20 protein-coding genes and 1 pseudogene are annotated in these 19,106 nt (G+C 39.0%); 9 read left to right on the top strand and 12 right to left on the bottom strand.

Annotation, left to right across the window (positions count from 1 at the left end):
- Complete coding sequence (locus tag DWZ33_RS12960; RefSeq protein WP_118455107.1) at positions 1 to 714, top strand: MBL fold metallo-hydrolase; 714 nt, start codon at positions 1 to 3, stop codon at positions 712 to 714.
- On the opposite strand, the gene DWZ33_RS12955 is transcribed toward DWZ33_RS12960, so the two are convergent.
- Complete coding sequence (locus tag DWZ33_RS12955; protein ID WP_022936628.1) at positions 696 to 2,927, bottom strand: EAL domain-containing protein; 2,232 nt, start codon at positions 2,925 to 2,927, stop codon at positions 696 to 698. The two genes, DWZ33_RS12960 and DWZ33_RS12955, sit on opposite strands and share 19 nt — an antisense overlap.
- 178 nt (positions 2,928 to 3,105) lie before the next feature.
- On the opposite strand from DWZ33_RS12955, the gene DWZ33_RS12950 reads away from it, so the two are divergent.
- On the top strand, positions 3,106 to 4,107 hold the full coding sequence (locus DWZ33_RS12950; protein ID WP_022936627.1) for a nucleoid-associated protein: 1,002 nt from the start codon (positions 3,106 to 3,108) through the stop codon (positions 4,105 to 4,107).
- A gap of 56 nt (positions 4,108 to 4,163) precedes the next feature.
- On the opposite strand, the gene DWZ33_RS12945 is transcribed toward DWZ33_RS12950, so the two are convergent.
- The 6 genes from DWZ33_RS12945 to DWZ33_RS12920 form a co-directional block, all read right to left on the bottom strand.
- Positions 4,164 to 5,111 carry a beta-propeller fold lactonase family protein gene (locus tag DWZ33_RS12945; RefSeq protein WP_118455106.1) on the bottom strand — a complete coding sequence of 316 codons (948 nt, stop codon included), beginning with the start codon at positions 5,109 to 5,111 and terminating at the stop codon, positions 4,164 to 4,166.
- 96 nt (positions 5,112 to 5,207) lie between these two features.
- Positions 5,208 to 8,450 carry an ABC transporter permease gene (locus DWZ33_RS12940; protein ID WP_118455105.1) on the bottom strand — a complete coding sequence of 1,081 codons (3,243 nt, stop codon included), beginning with the start codon at positions 8,448 to 8,450 and terminating at the stop codon, positions 5,208 to 5,210.
- 3 nt (positions 8,451 to 8,453) lie between these two features.
- Entirely contained in the window at positions 8,454 to 9,158 is a 705-nt protein-coding gene (locus tag DWZ33_RS12935) for an ABC transporter ATP-binding protein (RefSeq protein ID WP_118455104.1), read from the bottom strand.
- A 39-nt stretch (positions 9,159 to 9,197) separates the two neighbouring features.
- A complete protein-coding gene (locus DWZ33_RS12930; protein ID WP_022936623.1) occupies positions 9,198 to 9,605 on the bottom strand; it encodes a GNAT family N-acetyltransferase in 408 nt (135 codons plus the stop codon).
- A gap of 55 nt (positions 9,606 to 9,660) precedes the next feature.
- Positions 9,661 to 9,969 carry an AzlD domain-containing protein gene (locus DWZ33_RS12925; RefSeq protein WP_022936622.1) on the bottom strand — a complete coding sequence of 103 codons (309 nt, stop codon included), beginning with the start codon at positions 9,967 to 9,969 and terminating at the stop codon, positions 9,661 to 9,663.
- The gene (locus tag DWZ33_RS12920) at positions 9,962 to 10,675 is read right to left on the bottom strand and encodes an AzlC family ABC transporter permease (protein ID WP_118455103.1); all 714 of its coding nucleotides are present in this window, start codon (positions 10,673 to 10,675) and stop codon (positions 9,962 to 9,964) included. The genes DWZ33_RS12925 and DWZ33_RS12920 overlap by 8 nt, the downstream gene beginning before the upstream one ends.
- A gap of 152 nt (positions 10,676 to 10,827) precedes the next feature.
- Here DWZ33_RS12920 and DWZ33_RS12915 point away from each other — a divergent pair, with 152 nt between their 5' ends.
- Genes DWZ33_RS12915 through DWZ33_RS12905 form a run of 3 tightly spaced genes read left to right on the top strand, consistent with a single transcriptional unit; the run spans position 10,828 to position 12,005 of the window.
- Positions 10,828 to 11,010 carry a spore coat associated protein CotJA gene (locus DWZ33_RS12915; RefSeq protein ID WP_022936620.1) on the top strand — a complete coding sequence of 61 codons (183 nt, stop codon included), beginning with the start codon at positions 10,828 to 10,830 and terminating at the stop codon, positions 11,008 to 11,010.
- A complete protein-coding gene (locus tag DWZ33_RS18435) occupies positions 11,000 to 11,785 on the top strand; it encodes a spore coat protein CotJB (protein ID WP_118455102.1) in 786 nt (261 codons plus the stop codon). The genes DWZ33_RS12915 and DWZ33_RS18435 overlap by 11 nt, the downstream gene beginning before the upstream one ends.
- 1 nt (position 11,786) lies before the next feature.
- Complete coding sequence (locus tag DWZ33_RS12905) at positions 11,787 to 12,005, top strand: manganese catalase family protein (protein ID WP_022936618.1); 219 nt, start codon at positions 11,787 to 11,789, stop codon at positions 12,003 to 12,005.
- Positions 12,006 to 12,121: 116 nt separating this feature from the next.
- Here DWZ33_RS12905 and DWZ33_RS12900 read toward each other — a convergent pair whose 3' ends face one another.
- Entirely contained in the window at positions 12,122 to 13,177 is a 1,056-nt protein-coding gene (locus tag DWZ33_RS12900) for an acyltransferase (RefSeq protein ID WP_118455101.1), read from the bottom strand.
- A gap of 270 nt (positions 13,178 to 13,447) precedes the next feature.
- On the opposite strand from DWZ33_RS12900, the gene DWZ33_RS12895 reads away from it, so the two are divergent.
- Positions 13,448 to 13,807, top strand: a complete 360-nt coding sequence (locus DWZ33_RS12895) for a hypothetical protein (protein WP_118455100.1) — start codon at positions 13,448 to 13,450, stop codon at positions 13,805 to 13,807.
- 100 nt (positions 13,808 to 13,907) lie between these two features.
- On the opposite strand, the gene DWZ33_RS12890 is transcribed toward DWZ33_RS12895, so the two are convergent.
- The 3 genes from DWZ33_RS12890 to DWZ33_RS18005 all read right to left on the bottom strand — a co-directional run bounded on the left by DWZ33_RS12890 (position 13,908) and on the right by DWZ33_RS18005 (position 15,337).
- The gene (locus tag DWZ33_RS12890) at positions 13,908 to 14,741 is read right to left on the bottom strand and encodes an LptM family lipoprotein (protein WP_118455099.1); all 834 of its coding nucleotides are present in this window, start codon (positions 14,739 to 14,741) and stop codon (positions 13,908 to 13,910) included.
- Between the two features lie 81 nt (positions 14,742 to 14,822).
- Positions 14,823 to 15,110 (bottom strand): phage holin family protein, encoded by a 288-nt coding sequence (locus DWZ33_RS12885; RefSeq protein ID WP_118455098.1) that lies wholly within the window; start codon positions 15,108 to 15,110, stop codon positions 14,823 to 14,825.
- Positions 15,111 to 15,163: 53 nt separating this feature from the next.
- Positions 15,164 to 15,337, bottom strand: a complete 174-nt coding sequence (locus tag DWZ33_RS18005) for a hypothetical protein (RefSeq protein WP_182425700.1) — start codon at positions 15,335 to 15,337, stop codon at positions 15,164 to 15,166.
- A gap of 119 nt (positions 15,338 to 15,456) precedes the next feature.
- Between DWZ33_RS18005 and DWZ33_RS12880 the strand changes: the two genes are divergently transcribed.
- From DWZ33_RS12880 to DWZ33_RS12870, 3 genes and pseudogenes are all read left to right on the top strand, one after another.
- Positions 15,457 to 17,010, top strand: coding sequence for a recombinase family protein (locus DWZ33_RS12880; protein WP_118455097.1), 1,554 nt, complete (start codon positions 15,457 to 15,459; stop codon positions 17,008 to 17,010).
- Positions 17,011 to 17,138: 128 nt separating this feature from the next.
- Complete coding sequence (locus DWZ33_RS12875) at positions 17,139 to 18,344, top strand: Fic family protein (protein ID WP_118455096.1); 1,206 nt, start codon at positions 17,139 to 17,141, stop codon at positions 18,342 to 18,344.
- Between the two features lie 40 nt (positions 18,345 to 18,384).
- Positions 18,385 to 18,783, top strand: a pseudogene (locus DWZ33_RS12870) (manganese catalase family protein); the annotation flags it as partial.
- A gap of 41 nt (positions 18,784 to 18,824) precedes the next feature.
- On the opposite strand, the gene DWZ33_RS12865 reads toward DWZ33_RS12870, so the two are convergent.
- Entirely contained in the window at positions 18,825 to 19,061 is a 237-nt protein-coding gene (locus DWZ33_RS12865; RefSeq protein ID WP_022936609.1) for a helix-turn-helix domain-containing protein, read from the bottom strand.
- Between the last annotated feature and the right edge of the window lie 45 nt (positions 19,062 to 19,106).

The following is a 19,106-nucleotide window of genomic DNA, read 5'->3' as shown; positions in this document are numbered from 1 at the left end:
ATGGAACTTATTCAACATTCAGAGTACATTTATTCAACAACCTATGAGACGAAAAGAGATCGTCCATCATTAGGTTATATAAAGGGTTCAAACTTTTCAGTAATGGCAGACGCCGGAACCAGCGCTCAACATGTAAAGGAAGCCTATGCCCTCTTAAAAGAACGTCAGCTGCCGCTCCCTGCCTTCACGATTCTTACCCATTGGCATTGGGATCATACTTTTGGTATGCATGCCGTCCAAGGTCTTACGATTGCTCATACGCTGACTAACCGTGAACTTGAACGCATGATGAAATGGCAGTGGAATCCTGAAGCGATGCAGGAAAGACTGATTTCCCAAGAAGAAATCCCCTTTGTCGATGATCATTTAAAGATTGAATATAACGACCTGAATGAGATAAAGCTAAAAATGGCTGATATATCCTTTTCATCCAGTATGACACTAGACCAGGGCAATAGCCATGTCCAGCTGTTTCACGTTCCCTCACCCCACAGCGATGACAGTGTATTTATTTATGTGTCCCAAGCCAAGGTGCTGTTTATCGGTGACGCCATCTGCGAAGATTACTATCACCAGATGAATGTCGACCAAAGCAAGCTTCAAGCGATGATAAAATTTCTGCAGGCCTTAGATTTTGAAATTGGAATTCAGGGACATCTGCCTGCCATGAATAAAACAGCAATCCTTAATCAGGCTTACGCTTTAATTAAATAGCGCTTTTCATATTCATCCGCCTTCATCGGCCGCGCGCAGTAGAAGCCTTGAATCTTATCAATGCCCATCAGGCTGACAGCTTCATATTCATCATATGCCTCGACACCTTCAACCGTTACTTTCAGCTCAATGGTCTTTGCTAAAACTATAACACCCGCTAAAATCTGTCTTGCCTTATCACTGACAAGCAAATCATTCAGCATCTTTTTATCAATTTTCAATTCATCGATCGGCATATTTCTAAGCAATGTAATCGATGAATAACCAGAACCAAAATCATCCAAAAGGATTTTAATCCCCGCATGCCTGAATTGATTCAAAATTTCAGAAGCCTTTGCTTCATTTTCATAAAGCGCGGTTTCCGTCATTTCAATTTCAATTAATTCATGCGGAATCTGATAACGGTCAATGATTTCCATATAGGACGTAAAGAAATCGACACGATAAAGATGCAGCTGAGAAGCATTGACTGATACCGGTGTCAATTCATAGCCGGCATCCAGCCAGCTTCTTAACTGAATGCATACTTGTGTTAAAACATATTCATCCAGCTCAATAATTGAACCATTGCGCTCAAGAATAGGCACAAAATATGCCGGTGAAATCATACAGTCTTCCTTATAATACCAGCGTACCAACGCTTCACTGCCCTCATAGCGCTGTGTCTGTACATTATATTTCGGCTGATAAACGACACTGAATTGCTGATTCTTTAACGCCGGCAAAAACATGTCCTCAATTTCCTTATTTTTAAATATCTGCTCCCGCAGCGCGTCATCATAAAAAGCACAGGCTTCATATTTCTTCTGAAAATCTTTTCGCAAAGCCAGCGCCGCGCAGTCAATCATTGTATTGATCTGTTCATGATGATCTGTAATAAGATAAACCCCGGCATTCATCTGAATCTGATACTGCATCTCACCTTCTGTACTGCTTACAACATCCTGTATACTGTTCATGATATCGAGAATCCGCAAAGAAAGCTGCGCAGTATCCGAATACGTCAGTAAAACGATAAAATGATCGGCCTGAATACGGGCAAAATATTCATTCCTGCCCAGGCGCTGAACGAGACATTGCGCTACTTTCTTCAGTACCCGATTCCCCTCTTCATAACCAAATAAATCATTGATATATTGAAATTTATTTATATTCAACGCAATCATCGCGTATAACGAAGGATCATTGTCCAGCTTCTTGGACGCATCCATTTTAAATTTCTCAAAGGAATCAAAATCAGTCACCGTATCAACCCATGCGATCCGCTCAAGCATCCGGCGGTGCCGGCGGTCAATAAAAATAACCCTCAGCAATGAATAGGCTAATACAATCAGACAAAGGGCAAGCATAGAATAAGCTAAAGTGACAGTCTTGCCAATACTTTTCGTAATCACGACGTTAGGTATAATACTCAATAAATACCAGTCATTAACCGCTAAAGGTTCATAATAGATATAACGGATATCCTTTTTACACGCATAGCTTGTAAAGCCGCTCTGACCAGCACTGATTGCCTGCTTTAATTCATCCACCGTTGACTGATTATCCTTAGACAAGGATAAAATCTCATCATAAAAATTCTGCTCACAAGTTCCCTCTTGATTCGCCGAGCCAATAATTTGACTGCCATCCTGCTTCATGATCACACTGAAGCCCTGTCCGTCAAACGTGGTAACTGAGAGCAGCGGCTGATAGGTTTGGGCAGCATAGGTGCCAAACAACACATACTGCGTTCCGTCCTTATATTCTATCGGAGCGGTATACAGGGTAACCGGCTGCTGATCAACCAAATCAAGCAGATTATCGGAAATAGAGATGATGCCGTGCTGAGCCTTTTCAAAACGCTGCAGCTGCTCATCATTTAAAAGAAATTGACTGTCATCACTGGCATAGCCCTCATGATTATCTAATATGACGCCCATGCGCTTAAAACCATTAAGATCATCCAGCACCCTTAATTGGGCAATTATTTGCATTGGATCTTTTTCATTATCCGCATAAAGAGAGGCCGCGATGTTTGCCATGACATGCTGATTCTTTTCAACCTCTTTTTGAACCACTTTTACACTTTGATGGGAAATTTCCGTCATTGTATTGAAGATACTTTCCTGAGCGTTTTCATGCAGCTGATAAGTAAAAAAAGCAGCAAAAAAAATGATGATAATCAAAGCTGCTATGACATTAATATATATTTTAGAAGACTTCTCCCGCATAAGCTGCCTCCGATGAACGATTGCATTCACTATATAGATTATCGCATATTATACACTATATTTGAAGTCAATTTAACGATTTGTCAAATAATTAACAGCCATCAAAATTGATTATTTACTGACATTGACAGCATGTAAATGATATAATATGCGTACTTGCATGAAAGAGGGACAGCCAATGATTGAAATGAATGAATGTATCCTGCATGTACTGGATACAGAAAAGAATCTTTGTGTATTCGCGGAAGAAACGATACCGGAAATGGAACCGGAGATTGAAAAGCTCCTGCAAAATAAAATTCAGAAGGCCTTTACCAGCAACAATATCCAGCATGGTTATTTCAAGGCAAACAGTTCAATTAAACAAGGAATCGATGATTACCTGGGCGGACAGTGCAGCTTTGTGGAATTATCCAGACTGATCGGCGAAATTATCTTTGAGAAAAAAATGAAATACGGATTGTTTCAGCCCTGCGACTTTATCTGTGCCAATGTATTAATCGATGGCCGGCGTTTTTTAGCCCTTTTGGATAATAGCTATAACGAAGGCATTACCCACAATGTCAGACAGGAAGCGGATCGCATCGTCAATGAAATCATTCGTCATAAAACATTATTTTCAACTAATATCATGAAAAGAGACGCGGTGGTGCTGATTGAATATTCGGATATGACGATTCAAGTCGTTGAAAACAAGAGTGAAATAGATGCTGAAAAAGTATATTTTTATACCCGCTTAGTATTGGATTGTGACGCAGTGCCGTCTTATCAGGAATCAAGCAAGGTGCTGCAGAAGAAATGTGAAACTATGATTGATAAATATGAATTAGATGAAGTGGCAATTCTGCCTAAAATGAAACAGCTGATTAAGGAATCGCTGGACAGCAATGTAGAAATTGATATTCAGGAAATGGCTGTTGAATTATTCCCTGAACGGCGGATGATTCAGGATGATTTTAAACAGGAAGTCTTAGAACAGGGCATCAAGCCAAAGATTCAGGTTGAAAATGTGAAACAGACCAAGCAGATGAAGGTTCAGCGTTTTAAAACTGACAGCGGCATTGAAGTAATTATTCCCATTGAATGTCTGAGTCAAAAAGATTTAGTAGAGATCATCAATAACCCAGACGGCACTATTGCCATAGAATTAAAAAATATTAATAAGATTCAAAGCAAATAAAAACTGAGCGTCAAGAATTATCTTGATTGCTCAGCTTTTTTAATACCATTTACATCCTATTGAGGGAACGCTTTAATACATACGATTTTAGGCAGCTTCAGCGTATCCACCGTTTCCCGCAAGGCCATGTCAGCATTCAGCGCTACACTGTCGATGCAGTCACTGTCCTGATAAGCGATCAGCATATATTTTTCATCCTCACTCAGCAGAAAATCGCGCGGTGTTTGATGATTGCAGTGATAGATTTCATTCAGCTCCAGCTGACCATTTTTCATCACATGAAAGTGTACGATCAAATCCTGGCCGCGGGTGGACGCATAGAGATGACGGCCATCCTTTGACAATCTGATGGCAGCACCTGCTGATGACTGTGTTTCATCCATCAGCATGGAAAGCTGCTGGACAATACTTAAATCACTCAAATCAATCACAAAGATTTCATTGCTTAATTCACTGACCGCATATAAATAATGATCCTGTGCATCTGATACAAGATGTCTTACACCGCTGCCCTTAGGGAAATCAATTCTTTTCAGCTCATTCAATTCCTGATCCAGCACAATCATCTGATCCAAACCAAGCGCCGATAAAATCAAGCGCTGATCAGCCTTATCAAACCAAGCGCAGTGCATCTTTGCCCCATCGCCAAATACCAGTCGTTTTACTAATGTTAATTGTCCGTCATAAGCATAAATATGGGCTGTTCCCTCATGATAATTGGTAGTTACCAAATGTCTGCCATCATGTGAGAAACACAGATAACATGCTGGTTTTTCTGACTCCTGAATTTCCTGGATCAGCTTGCCATTATGATCATAAAGACCTATGCCGCCCTTTCCCGCTGTCTTTTGAATAGTAGCCAGCACATGATTATATGAATCAAAATACGTTGTGTAATCAGCCTTAATCAGCGTCTGCGGTTTACTGAAACGGCCATGATCTAAACCCGCTGCCACAATACCTGTGGTTGGAACACTTGGATAGCCGCCAAATAAATAATTCATTGCCTTTCCTCCTTGTTTAAGCAAAGTGTATCACAGTTAGCATGAAGTTAACATTTTGATGCCTAAAGAAATGAAAGACGGCTGCCCGTCTTTCAATTATTCAACTGATTTTAATGATTCTACCATCGGAATTGTTTTCAGTTTATGATGCATGACTTTCGCTACCAGCCATGAGAAGAACATCGTAATAATTACTGAAAGGACATAGGATTGAAGCAGAATCGTTCGGCCAAACATGACTGAATCCAGTTCCGCAATACTCATGATCAAGCGATGCAGCAAGGTGCCCAGCGCTAAACCGGCTAATGCGCCGATAAAACTCAAAATCAGATTTTCACGGAATACATAGGAGGATACTTCATTGTCATAGAAGCCCAGAACTTTAATCGTCGCGATTTCGCGAATCCGCTCAGAGATATTTACATTTGTTAAATTGTAAAGCACAACGAAGGCCAATAATGCCGCTGAAATGACCAGCACGACAACGACAAAGCCAAGACTCTTAATCGTATCCGCAAAAGAATCAGCCGTACCGGAATAGAATACGACACTCGATACCCCATCTATTTTAGTGATATGATTGCCGAGATTTTCTTCAACCTGACTTTCTGTACTGTCCGTTTTCACAAACAGATTCGTAGCCTTGCTGGTAAAGCCATAGGTTGCTTTATAACCTGCCTCAGACATATAAAGATAATGACCAACATAATTCTCTACAATGCCGACAACTTTAATTTTCTTGACTAGATCATCACTGTTTTCGCATTCAATTAAATCGCCGATACCTACGCCTAAGTCATTGGCCAGCTTTTCACTGATAACAGCTCCGTCATCCGTAATTTCAACGGGGGTATGGCTCCGTCTTGTACGCAGGCTGACAAACTCCTTAAACTTATCAACATCGGTAGGAACAATGATCGTAACGCTTTGCTCCTTACCTTTGACATCTATAGTACCATTGTATTGGGCGATTTCCATCGTATCACTCACATGGCTGAATTGTTCAACGGTTTTCATAATGTCTTCCTTTTCAACCACATTTAAATTCTTTTCAAATTCAATATTAACTTGATAATTCTGAATTTCTTCAAACTGTTTCGGAACGATATCACCGATTGAATCCTGAATACCAAAGCCGGCCACTAATAATGCCGTACAGCCTGAGATGCCAATCACCGTCATAAAGAAACGCTTCTTATACCGAATTAAATTACGCACTGTAACCTTCTTAGAGAAAGAAAGATGCTTCCAGATTAAAGGGATACGTTCAAGGAAAACCCGCTTGCCGTTTTTTGGTGCTTTAGGCCGCATCAGTAAAGCTGGTGTTTCCATTAATTCTTTATACACGGCTGCAATCGTCGCTCCCAAGGTGATTAAAATCGCCGCTAAAGATGCCTGCAAGGCAAAGGATGGGATAAACTGTAGCTGCACCGGCGGCAATTCATACATGATGTTCCACGCTGTATAAATAACCGTAGGGAAAACCGCAAAACCAATCAATACACCAACAACGCTGCCGCCAAAGCTGGATAAGAAAGCATAACAGAGATATTTAACCGCGATTTTCACTTTGCTGTAACCAAGCGCCTTTAACGTACCAATTGTTCCCCGCTGCTCATCAACCATACGAGTCATCGTTGTCAGACAGATTAACGCAGCGACTAAGAAGAAGAATAACGGGAAAACCTCGGCAATCGCGCCCATGCGATCGGCTGCTGAGCCATAGTCCATATAAGAATAATGCGATTCACGATCCAATACATACCACTCACAGTCTTCAATTTCAAGGATATCCGCTTCCGCATTTTCCAATTCTTCCATCGCATCCAACAGCTGTTCATCCGTGATGCGGCGGTTTTTCGCCAGCTCATCGACACCCTTATCATAAGCTGCCCAGCCATCATCAAGGGTTTGCTGAGCATCCCTAAACTGCTGATTCGCGTCATCAATCTGTTTATTCAAATCCTTTTCCGTTTGATCCAAGGCCGCTTCATTCTGCTGAATCTCAGCCTTGCCGGCCATCAGCTGCTGCTCCCCAACATTGAGCTGACTCATTACTTCATCAACTGGAATTTCTAAATCAGCTAATGATTCATCGATTTTCGCGATTCCCGCTTCCACCTGCTCTAACTGTGCCATCGCCATCTGTTTTTCAACCTCTGACATAGCCGGATTGCTTAAAGCGAGTTTTAGCTGTTCCTGATTTCCTACTAATTCCTGACGCTTAGCCTTGGCCTCATCAACCTGATTCAGCGCGTCCTGAATTTGAGCCAGTGCCTCACTTTTCTGTTTTTCAAAAGCCAGCACCTGCTGATCATAGCTGCTCCAGGCATTCGCAATCTGCATCCGGCCATCTCGAAGCTGCCGCTTTGCCTGTGCAATCTGAAGATCAAAATCACGTTTCTGCTGATCAAGATCCGCCCCGCCCTGCATCAGATCCACAAAGCTGCGGTCTAAGGTCTTCTGTGCCTCAGCTAACTGCTGATCCGCCTCATTCTTAGAAGTATAAAAAGCATTCCAGCCATCCACATAGGCATGATAAGCACTGTTTTTTACATCCTCGCTGCGGATCTTAGAACGAATTTTGCCTAATGCTTCCAACTGATCAGTAATAGGATCAATCACATCAAAATAATTATCATCATAAGAATTTAATTCCTTAACATTATCAATCGTTAAGTAAATATCCGTATAAATATCCTGATCAAAAGCACTTTCCGGTATCATCAAATAACCTGAAATCGTACCGCTGCCGATATTGGAGCTGCCTTTTTGATAAGAGAGATAATAAGGATTATTTACTTTACCTACAACCGTAAATTCCGTAGTCTTCAAACTATCTGACAGTTCATCATCATTACCGCTGTTTAAAGTCAGCACCGTACCGATATCCGCATCAAAATGCGAAATCTTACCTGCCTCAATCACACATTCATTTTCATTTTCAGGAAGTCTGCCTTCAATCAATACAGCCTGATTCATATAATCCGGATTATTGGGATCAAGATTATCCGGCAGCGTCAACACCTTCATCACATATTCCTGAGTATTCTGTTTAACTAATACATCTAATGTATGCGTGGCAAAAAGTCCCTTTACTCCGGGAATTGCGCGTATTTCCTTGACATCATCTTCAGTAAAACCCAAGGTAGACAAAAGACGGATATCCATCAAATTATAGTCATCAAAATAACTGTCGGCGGTACTCTTCATGATCGGCGCGCTGGCTTTTACACCAGCAAAAAAAGCAACACCGATGGCAACTATGGCAAAGATTGAAAAGAAACGGCCAAGGCTCTTGCGAATTTCCCTCAGCGTATCCTTAATCAGCATTCTCATTGTTTACCACTCTATGCTTTCTACCGGTGTCGGCGTTTCATTTTCCGTAATGGATGCGATACGGCCGCTCTTTACTCGTATTACTTTATCTCCCATCGGCGCGAGAGCCAAGTTATGAGTAATAACAATAACGGTCATATTCTGCTGCCTGCACGTATCCTGAAGCAGCTTTAAAATAGCTTTGCCGGTATTATAATCAAGCGCGCCGGTAGGCTCATCACAAAGCAAAAGCTTTGGATTCTTCGCTAAAGCACGGGCAATGGCAACTCGCTGCTGTTCACCGCCGGAAAGCTGAGCCGGAAAATTGTCACGGCGGTCATACAAACCAACATTAGTTACCGTTTCTAATACATCCAGCGGATCATGGCAGATTTCTGTAGCTAATTCCACATTCTCAACAACCGTCAGATTTTGTACCAAATTATAAAATTGGAATACAAAACCGATATCATAGCGTCGATAGGTTGTTAATTCTTTCGCGTTAAAATCACTGATTTTCGCGCCATCAACGATGATTTCACCGCTTGTAGGTGAATCCATACCGCCTAAAATATTCAAAATCGTTGATTTACCCGCCCCGCTGGCACCGGCAATAACGACAAATTCACCTTTTTCAATCTGAAAATCAACACCGGCAAGGGCAGGGATTTCAACCTCACCCATCTTATAAATTTTCTTTACATCCTTAAATTCAATAAATGACCCCATAATGATCTGCCTCCAATCATTGGTTCCATTCAGCTTTATTTATTTAAGCTTTATGTAACTGCACATATTATAACTGCCCACTTCCACATAGCCATTCTTTTCATAGAATTTTTTCAGTTCCATTACCGCATCACAAAGCAGCTGTTTCTGACGAATCCGCGGATACATTTCATCGATCTTGGCTAACAGCTGAGAACCGATGCCGCGGTTTTGATACAGCGGATGAACCAAGAGATCCTGAATCAAAAAGATCGACGTATAATCCGTTAACGCCCGCAGAAAGCCCACACAGTGATGATCCTGATAAACGGCCAGCTTGACCTGTGAATTATTAAAGCTAAAACGCAGATTTTCAAGATTTTTGCAGTATTCCTGCCAGCCTGCCATTTTATATAAATCAACTACTTCATCAAAATTAATTTCATCATTCATTTTGAAACGCTGCATATAAATCTCCCCTTTATAGTATTATACAATATTTTAAAGAAATGCGCTTGTTTCTTTAAATTCCTATCAGCCATTCAGCAAGATATACCGTTATGACTGCACCAATCGCAACGATCAGCAGACCGCGCTTTTTATACGCAAGCCACAATGCCGCCAGACAGCCGGCACTTGCCGATGCTAAGGAGCGGGTAGAGGTGAAAATATCCGGGAATGTCATTGCCGCTAAAACAGCATAGGGCACATAATACAAGAAGGATTGAATGAATTGATTTTCAATCTTTTTCCGGCATAAGACCATCGGCAGCATGCGGATCAGATAAGTTGTAACTGCCATGATGGCAATACTGATCAAAATTCTATTCATGAGCTTCCTCCTGACTGATCGGATAACGAAGTGCTGCCAATGCCGATGCGGTTATAGTTACGATGATAATCACCCAGCCGCTGGTAATCTGATTCAAGAAAGGCAGGAAGCGGAAGGCTAAGCTTAAGGCAACAGCAATAATCAAGACATAACGAATCGATTTCATGCTTTCACAGGGCGGTATAATAATTGCTAAAAACATGCCGTAGATAGCGATGCCCAAGGCGCTGGATAATGCGGGACTCATCATGTTGCTGGCATAGGCACCCAGAAAGGTTCCCGCCGCCCAGCCAAGATAAGGAATTAGAATAACGCCGGCAAAATAAGCAGGTGTCAGCTTTTCACGGCGCTGCATGCTGACTGCAAATATTTCATCGGTAACGCCAAAGGAAATGGCAGCTCGTTTCCCGGTAGTGATATGCTCACCGATTTTTTGGGAAAGTGACAAGGACATTAATGAATAACGAAGATTAATGATCAGCGTTGTCATAGCTAATTCAAGGTAGGTTCCCTGATTTAAGATTAAGGTTAATCCGGCAAACTGTCCGGCACTGGTAACATTGCTCATCGACATCAGCACCGCTGTCCAAATTGGCATCCCGCTCTGACGCGCCAGCATCCCAAAGGCAAAGGAGACTGAGATATAACCCAGACAGATAGGCAGTCCATCTTTTAATCCTGATATAAATTCATTCCGCTTTTCCATGCACTCACTCCAAGTCTTCACTTTTGTTACAATTATAGCAAAAATTCATCTAAATAAAATACTTAAAATTGATAAATATAGGTATCTCCCCATTCGCAATACTTAGAGTTCCATATGTTAGAGTGAGGTTAGACTCAGAAAGGATGAATACTATGAACAATTATCGAGGTAGAGTATGCGATGGACGTCCGATGGCAATGGCTTATGTCAGAAAACAACCTTGGCGCCGTATTTATAAGTCCGAAGTAGCTTTACAGAGAGGTACTTTATTCAATGATTTGGATAAACCGTTTAAAGGTTATAAGATTGGAGGCTGCGGCTGCAATGGCAAATAGAAATTGTAAAGAAGATCGTTTGTTTGATTTCACAATGGATGATCGTATGATGGGCTGCGGATGTGACGGCGCCGACTATAACAACGGATGCTGTGATTATAATAATGGCTGCAGCGATTATCATAATGATGATTATGGCTGCGGATGTGATGATGGCTGTAATAATTGCTGTGACACAAACTGCGGATGTGATTGTGATCCTTGCAATAATCAATGCTGTGATCCTTGCTGCGACTGTGATCCTTGCAATAACCAATGCTGTGATTCAAACTGTGGCTGCGGATGCGCTGATAACTGCTGTGATCCTTGCGGCAATGACTGCGGGTGCAATAACAATTGCGGATGCAGCTGTGGCTGTAATAATGGCTGCAACAACAATTGCGGATGCAATAATGGCTGCCAAACTAGCTGTGATAACGAATATAACTGTGATGTTGATGCTGCTGACAGCGACTCAACATGGTATGATGAAGTACGCAGACCACATCGTCCTGATTGCGGATGCAAGCCTTCTGAAGAACAATGCCGCCGCTGCCGTGAATTGAAAAAGCGGATTCAGCATTTAGATTTTGCCTTACAGGAAGTAACTCTGTATCTGGATATGCATCCATGTGACTGCCGTGCGCTGAGATATTATCATCGCATTAAATGTGAATTAGATAAGTGTATGGCATTATATGAAAGACATTGCGCACCAATCAGCAATAAGGGTAATGAAAATCAGTATGAGTGGGAATGGGCACAGAGCCCTTGGCCATGGGAAGGACAAGAGTAATATGTGGAGATATGAAAAACGATTACAGTATCCGGTTGAAATAAAGCATACGGATCCTAAATTAGCAAAAATGATTATTTCGCAGCTTGGCGGACCTGATGGTGAATTAGGTGCATCTTTGCGTTATCTGAATCAGCGGTATGCAATGCCGTATCCTAATGTAGCAGCGTTGCTGACTGACATTGGTACTGAAGAATACGCGCATGGATGGTGGAAGTAATATAAGCTTAATACACAGACTGTCTGTTTACGTTCATTATAAAAAAGTAAGACTCACCCTTAATTAAGGAGTGAGCCTGCGTTAATCAATAGGATAATCTATATAATCATTTAAAGTTACTCATTTTCAAATAACCTTAGAGAACCGCGAACATGAAAAAGCCGTTTAAATAAAGGTATAATAGCTAATAAGCGAACTAAGATGAAACTAAAAGCAAAAATTACAAAGCTGTAAAGCACCACCCCAAGTAAACGGTTTCCGATGTTTAATAAGTAAGTTTGAATGGGGATACATAGCCATAAGGTTATACCATGAATTAAATAAATGCCAAAGGTAGTTTCACCTATATAGTACATAATCTGATTAAATTTAATGGATAACGTTTTTGTTTCGTATAATTGATAGACAATTTGAAAAACACAGATGGCAAGTATAACGCTGGACCAAACACACGCTCTGTCGAGAAGTAAAGTAAAAGATTCAAAGTGTTTTGTTTCAAATATATTGTAGAAGTAACAAAGAATCATTGTAACGCATAATACAATAGCATAGAAACGAATTGGTTTTCGATTTTCTTGGATATGTGTTAAATAGTAGCCTAAAAATAAAAAGCCAATCTCAGGGGTTAAAACCGGCAGCACAAAATAGGGTGAGACAAAGGGGAATAAATGCCATGCGCCTAAAAACGGCAGACATGCCATAATCACAAACCATATCGTAAGAAGATATTTAAAATCAGTCTCTTTTAATGCATGCACTAATTTTTGAAGGATGGGAAGCATGACATAAATCCCCATCAAGGTATACAGATACCAATATGCCACAAAGGCTGGTTCATGAATCATAGAAGCAACCCATGAAATTAAAGAAAATTCTCTTTTTTCAATAAAAATATAAACAAATAGACTAAATAAAATAATGACAGCCGCCAACGGAAGAATTCTTTTTTTCCATACACTGAGATAATCTTCTTCCCGCTCAAATAATAAAGCACCGCTGATCATTAAAAAAATAGGTACGGCAATTTTACTTAAGGTAAGATAAGCCATTCCTAATGTTGCGGAGAAATCCATATTATACCCGATAAATGAATCCTTCACCGTATGATTAGCAATAACTAAAAAGCAAGCTAAAACTCGCAAAAAATCTATATAATGCCAATGTTTCTTCATATTTCCCCCTGATTGTTAAATTTATTATAAGATATTGACACTTTTTAATCAATGTTTTGTATGTTTATAAATCTGAAACATGTGATTTTCTGTACCTGACTGAGACAAAAGAATCAAACAATTCAGAATATTCCCTTTAATGCAAAAATTTATAAGGATCATACTTAAAATAAAAACGGCTTACCCTCAATTAAGAGAGTAAGCCAATTTTTAGATTAAGATTTAATTGGATATGTAGTTGTATTACCTTCTGGTTCAAACGCAGGTCAAATGGCTACGAGCACTTGGATCGAAAATATTTATTATGTACTTTCGGATGGTAAAATGGCCAAAAACTGTCAAATTTTGTATAATAGTAAATATTATGCGTTCAATAATTCTGGCGAGTGCTTGAATACTTCAGGTCAATCCTCTCAATATAATAATGATGACTATTATTATATGACTGGATCAATTAAATTGAATAATGTTTTTTACATAAATGATACAGAACCAGGCAACTCACCTGATTATAGTTATGTAGAATACGCAGGTGGATGGAATGGGTGGATTGCTGACGGTTCAGAATGGTATTATTACGAAAATGGTGTAAAAGTATCTGGATGGAAACAGACTAGCGATGGATGCTGATCTCTACTGATATTAGCAACTTCTAATGGAAACAAACTAATTTCGTTGCCTTGACTTTCTTTTAATTTTGTATAATGTTTCATATCACTCCTCCGCAAGTCTATAAAGACTTGATTATTAGTTCAGTTTCTGTTTTAGCATAAGGATAACCTTGTGTGTTATCTTCACAATAATAATTTTTCATAATGCATACTAACTGATTTTGATTATTCAGCATCAACAATGATTTCTCATCAATCTTGATTGCATCATCAAAATAACAAGGGCGATCAATAACCTGACTGTATCCTTCGTGAAGTTCACAAATAGAGATGTTTTGGTCACTTAATGCTTGAACAAGCTGTTTTTCAACTTTTGCAAAATCTAAATCATATCTTGATAATAAATCGGCATTACTAAGAATTTCTCCAGTAGTCAAATCAATATTATAAACATTAATTTGAACTTCCTCCTCACCATAAATGAGCACTGTTCTAGTTTCTACTGAAAGTATATCATCAGCAATATAGTATCTGGTGCGTGACATTGCATATGTTGCAACTGTCTTTTTATTATCATAGTATGATACTGTCTCATATGCTTTGTACAATTGGTTTGTAATTGATTGATTTAACGTTTTGATGTTAGATAAGTCAATATTAATAATTGGCATTTCTATATTTAACATGTTGTTTTCATTGTAGTAAGTAACTGCCATTGCTTCATAATCTGAAAGTTCATAGTTATAAACCAGCGGCTCATCAAAATACACCCAATCCTTATTTTCATCAATTTTTTTAACATACTTAATTACTTCCGGCTTCTCCTGTTCCACAGGCTTTTCAGACTGTTCAACAACCGGCGGTTCTTCTGGCTTCTCTGCCTCCGTCGGGCCTTGCTGAACACATCCTGCTATCATTGCCATCAATAAGAAACTTGTTAGTATTTTTTTCATGATATCCCACCTTGTTACTATAAGTATACGAGAATCATCAGGATATTTCTAGGTTACGGCGGATGACTCCACGGTTTTGATTTATTCATTTTCTTTATCCTTAACGTTTACAGCGTCAACAGCTGCTGATCCCTGGTTCTCAATGAGATGCTTAAACTTATCGACCAATGCGTTCAGGAAGCCCGGCAGTGTCATTTCCATCTCGATCAGGTTTTCCAGAATACTGATCAGCTCATTGAAGATCATGCATAATAAAAGCAGCACAAGCACAGGAAACAGGATTCCTAGCTGCGCTGCTATAATCGTCATAAAACCAATAAACCCAGTCTTAACAATGACCGGGTCTGCTTTTTCAAATAAATTTTTCATTCTCTATTTCCTTTCAATATACAAAATATTTCTACAAATTCACAATATCAACATTAATAATTATCACCTTGCTCTTTTTTTGTATTAAGTGCCTGGCACTCTTTATTTATATAAAATAAATATTTTGCAAAACCTTTATAGATGGCCTCTGATTTATCGTGATCCACACAATTATCATCATAAAATTCAACATGTATCGACCCTAAATCAAATTCTTTAACTTTCATTTTATCACCTGCTTTATTGTATGGGCTTTGATGCATCTTGTGACAGGAGCAATTAGCTCTTCAATGCATTATCAACATCTGATAATACATTTCATAAGATACTATAAGGAAGTGATGATGTGGAACAGTATTGCCTATATCTTCGAAAGTCTAGAAGTGATCAAGAAGCTGAAGCACGCGGCGAGGGTGAAACACTAGCCAGACATGAACAAGCGCTCTTAAAACTGGCTGAACAGCATAATTTGAATGTCTTAACGATTTATCGCGAGGTAGTTTCCGGTGAGACCCTTGCTGCCAGACCGATGATGCAGCAGCTCCTTCACGAAGTAGAACAAGGTATCTGGTCAGGCGTCTTAGTCATGGAAGTCGAACGTTTAGCGCGTGGTGATACAATTGATCAAGGTATAGTTGCACAAGCTTTCAAATTTTCTGATACCAAAATTATCACACCCATGAAAACCTATGATCCAAATAATGAATTTGATGAAGAATACTTTGAGTTTGGTCTATTCATGAGCCGCCGAGAATATAAAACGATTAACCGCCGGCTTCAGCGCGGCCGCAATGCCTCAATTAATGAAGGTAAATATGTCGGCAGTATACCGCCCTTTGGCTACAAGCGCATCAAACTTGAAAATGATAAAGGCTTCACCCTGCAGCCTGATTTACAGGAAGCTGAAGCGGTCAAATTGATTTTTGAGTGGTATGCAGGTAAAAATGGTGAACAGCTTGGACCTGCCTTGATTGCTCAGCGGCTTGATCAGCTTGGTATCAAGCCAAGAAAGAACAATCATTGGTCAGAATCATCGATACGCAATATTCTAATCAATCCCGTCTACATTGGCATGACTAAATGGCAGACACGCGCTCAAGTAAAAAAATCAATTAATGGTTCCGTAAAAAAAACACGGCCGCGCAATCATCATCCACTGTTAGTAAAAGGACTGCATCCGGCTATTATTGATGAGCAGCTTTTTCATCAAGTGAATAAAAAATTAGATTACACTACGCCTGTCAATCGTTCACAAAATATACAGAATCCTCTCGCTTCAATTATTGTTTGCGCCAAATGCGGACATAAAATGATACGCCGGCCTTATGTGAATAAACCAAGTATGCTTATCTGCCGGCAGAAAGATTGCGATAATATTGGTGCTTCCTTAGAGCTTGTTGAACAAACACTGATAGCTGCCTTAAAAGAATGGGTGAAAGATATGAAAGTTACCTCTGATAATCTTACTGTATCTCCAACAAATACCCTTTCATTAAAGATTAAACAGCTTACAGCTATTGATAATGATTTGAAAATTGCCTGCACCCAAATGGATAAAACCTACGATTTACTTGAACAAGGCATCTACTCGATTGAGAAATTTTCAGAGCGTTTCAATACCTTGTCAGATAAGATACAGCAACTTCAAATCCAACAGGAACAACTTGCTTCAGAAATAAAGAAAGAAAAGGAAGAGATTAAACATCGCTCAGCTGCTTTACCAAAAGTAGAAAAACTCATTGATATCTACTGGGCTATTGATGATCCTGCTATCAGAAATAATCTGCTAAAAGAAATCCTTGACCACGTATCTTATAGTAAAGATACACGCATGAAAAAAAATCAGACAGAAGCTAATTTCACGCTTAAGATATATCCTCTCATACTGCCTAAAGATTAAACTAATCAAATAATCATAATATTTTTATTTATAAATAGTTTTTTCTTTAATAACTATAAAAATTATAGTTATTTTTATAGTTATTGGATATAATATAGGTAGTTACCTATAAAAAGGAGAGATTATTTATGGAATATGAACTACTATCAGCTATTTATTATAAAAAACCCGAGAAATATAATGATTATTATCAGCATAGACTGACAAGTGCTGCTACCATCTTGCTGCCTTTTTCAATTCATAATAATCCCGCCTTTTTTGTGAATATCCCTGAAACTACTAAAGTTCTCATCAGCATTTACAAACACTCAGCACTCATTGATAACCAATGTGCTTCCTTACCTTCTATCGCAATCAATAACTTCATTAATAAAGCATTAGTCGAGGAAATCATGATTACTAATGAAATTGAAGGTATTAGAAGCACAAAAAAAGAAGTTGAATCAGCAATCAGCATCGCTAATAATCCGACAAACAATAAAGCAATTCGATTTGAAGGCTTAGCAAAAAAATATGTAAAGTTAATGAATGATGAACATTTATCAATTAAAAATTGTCAAGAAATCAGAAACCTCTATGATGACATCGTCTTAGCAGAAATTGATCACATAAACAAACCTGATGGACAGATATTCCGTAAAGAAGCTGTATCCGTTTATTCAAGCACCCAGAAAGAAAAGCATAGAGGAATTCTTCCTGAAGCTAATATTATTGAAATGCTAAATAAAGGTTTGGAATTATTCGATGATAATCAAATCCCTACATTGATATCAACAGCTATTTTTCATTATTTATTTGGTTATGTTCATCCCTTCTATGACGGCAATGGCAGAACAAGCCGTTTTATAAGCAGTTATTTCCTAAAATCAGAATTGAATATTTTATTAGCTTTACGACTTTCATATATTATTAAAGATAATAAAAATGATTACTACAATGCATTTGATACATGCAATGACCAAAAGGATAAAGGAGATCTCACCCCTTTTGTTGCTATGTTTCTAAATTTAATTAATAAAGCGGCTTTAGACATTTACCAACGGTTGGATACATTAAATATAAAACTTAAATACTATAATGATTTGCTGCATTCTTCACGTTTAAACAAAAAAGAACAAGCACTGCTGTTTATCTTAGTACAGGATGCTTTATTTGGTGAAGGACACATCACTCGCAGGGACATTGCGGAAACCATGGAGATCAGCACTGCTACGGTGAATGCATTGATTGCAAAACTATCGCAAAGCATATTTATTGCTTGTAAAAAGGAAGGTAAACACAACGTGTATGAGCTTGATTTAAACAGCTTGGAAGAATACATTAAAAACATTTAAAATTTAAGCATATGTCTACCCTCAATGTGCGTACGAACTAGCACACATGGAAATCATCAGCGCTATTGTAAGACAATTAACCAGCAATTTATCAATGAAAGACATTAAGGGCACTGACTTTGAAGCTTATTATGTTGATCATACAGCAGGTGTTTACCCTGTTTCTGCGGCTGGAGATGCCTTTGTATGTCATTATTTCCAATCCAAAGGTGATCCTGTCACTGATTTGCATGAAGACATGGCTGCCGAGCAAAAAGCACGTACAACTTATGAAAATCTGCTTCGTTTAATTAAAGATGAAGATGTACGCAAACCAATCGAATTCCTTCGTCAGCGTGAAATCGTACACTATCAACGTTTTGGTGAAGCTCTTGAATTTGTCAGAAATGATCTCGACTGCACAAATTACTACGCTTATAACCCTGCATTTGATAAATAGCCTCTATTTAACACAAATACCCGCCTGCCAGCGGGTATCTTTTATTTATCTTCTTCATTCTCAGGCGGAATATACTCCAACAAATCATTCAAAGTGCAGCCAAGCGTATTACATATTCTGGCTAACACATCTATATCAAGGCGCGTAATCCTATTTTGACAATAATTATTAATCTGAGAACGCTGCATTTCAGCACGATGACTCAACTTATTCTTACTCAAACCAGAAGCTTTTAATAAAGCATCTAATTTAATGATAATTTTTCCATGATCTTCCATAGGCCATCCTCATTTCATTTACAAGTATAGTGTACCTATGTTAGA

It is taken from the genome of Dielma fastidiosa (assembly GCF_003475485.1).
Lineage (GTDB): Bacteria > Bacillota_I > Bacilli_A > Erysipelotrichales > Erysipelotrichaceae > Dielma > Dielma fastidiosa.
Note: the sequence above shows the minus strand (reverse complement) of the source record. Positions and strands in the feature narration are given on the sequence as shown.

What these genes read in the sequence shown, in the direction of transcription:
- DWZ33_RS12955 (WP_022936628.1), bottom strand. Translation starts at nt 2,927, where the DNA reads ATGCGGGAGAAGTCTTCTAAAATATATATTAATGTCATAGCAGCTTTG.
- DWZ33_RS12940 (WP_118455105.1), bottom strand. Translation starts at nt 8,450, where the DNA reads ATGAGAATGCTGATTAAGGATACGCTGAGGGAAATTCGCAAGAGCCTT.
- DWZ33_RS12935 (WP_118455104.1), bottom strand. Translation starts at nt 9,158, where the DNA reads ATGGGGTCATTTATTGAATTTAAGGATGTAAAGAAAATTTATAAGATG.
- DWZ33_RS12930 (WP_022936623.1), bottom strand. Translation starts at nt 9,605, where the DNA reads ATGCAGCGTTTCAAAATGAATGATGAAATTAATTTTGATGAAGTAGTT.
- DWZ33_RS12900 (WP_118455101.1), bottom strand. Translation starts at nt 13,177, where the DNA reads ATGAAGAAACATTGGCATTATATAGATTTTTTGCGAGTTTTAGCTTGC.
- DWZ33_RS12895 (WP_118455100.1), top strand. Translation starts at nt 13,448, where the DNA reads ATGGCTACGAGCACTTGGATCGAAAATATTTATTATGTACTTTCGGAT.
- DWZ33_RS12915 (WP_022936620.1), top strand. Translation starts at nt 10,828, where the DNA reads ATGAACAATTATCGAGGTAGAGTATGCGATGGACGTCCGATGGCAATG.
- DWZ33_RS12950 (WP_022936627.1), top strand. Translation starts at nt 3,106, where the DNA reads ATGATTGAAATGAATGAATGTATCCTGCATGTACTGGATACAGAAAAG.
- DWZ33_RS12925 (WP_022936622.1), bottom strand. Translation starts at nt 9,969, where the DNA reads ATGAATAGAATTTTGATCAGTATTGCCATCATGGCAGTTACAACTTAT.
- DWZ33_RS12905 (WP_022936618.1), top strand. Translation starts at nt 11,787, where the DNA reads ATGTGGAGATATGAAAAACGATTACAGTATCCGGTTGAAATAAAGCAT.
- DWZ33_RS12890 (WP_118455099.1), bottom strand. Translation starts at nt 14,741, where the DNA reads ATGAAAAAAATACTAACAAGTTTCTTATTGATGGCAATGATAGCAGGA.
- DWZ33_RS12875 (WP_118455096.1), top strand. Translation starts at nt 17,139, where the DNA reads ATGGAATATGAACTACTATCAGCTATTTATTATAAAAAACCCGAGAAA.
- DWZ33_RS12885 (WP_118455098.1), bottom strand. Translation starts at nt 15,110, where the DNA reads ATGAAAAATTTATTTGAAAAAGCAGACCCGGTCATTGTTAAGACTGGG.
- DWZ33_RS12865 (WP_022936609.1), bottom strand. Translation starts at nt 19,061, where the DNA reads ATGGAAGATCATGGAAAAATTATCATTAAATTAGATGCTTTATTAAAA.
- DWZ33_RS12945 (WP_118455106.1), bottom strand. Translation starts at nt 5,111, where the DNA reads ATGAATTATTTATTTGGCGGCTATCCAAGTGTTCCAACCACAGGTATT.
- DWZ33_RS12960 (WP_118455107.1), top strand. Translation starts at nt 1, where the DNA reads ATGGAACTTATTCAACATTCAGAGTACATTTATTCAACAACCTATGAG.
- DWZ33_RS18435 (WP_118455102.1), top strand. Translation starts at nt 11,000, where the DNA reads ATGGCAAATAGAAATTGTAAAGAAGATCGTTTGTTTGATTTCACAATG.
- DWZ33_RS18005 (WP_182425700.1), bottom strand. Translation starts at nt 15,337, where the DNA reads ATGAAAGTTAAAGAATTTGATTTAGGGTCGATACATGTTGAATTTTAT.
- DWZ33_RS12920 (WP_118455103.1), bottom strand. Translation starts at nt 10,675, where the DNA reads ATGGAAAAGCGGAATGAATTTATATCAGGATTAAAAGATGGACTGCCT.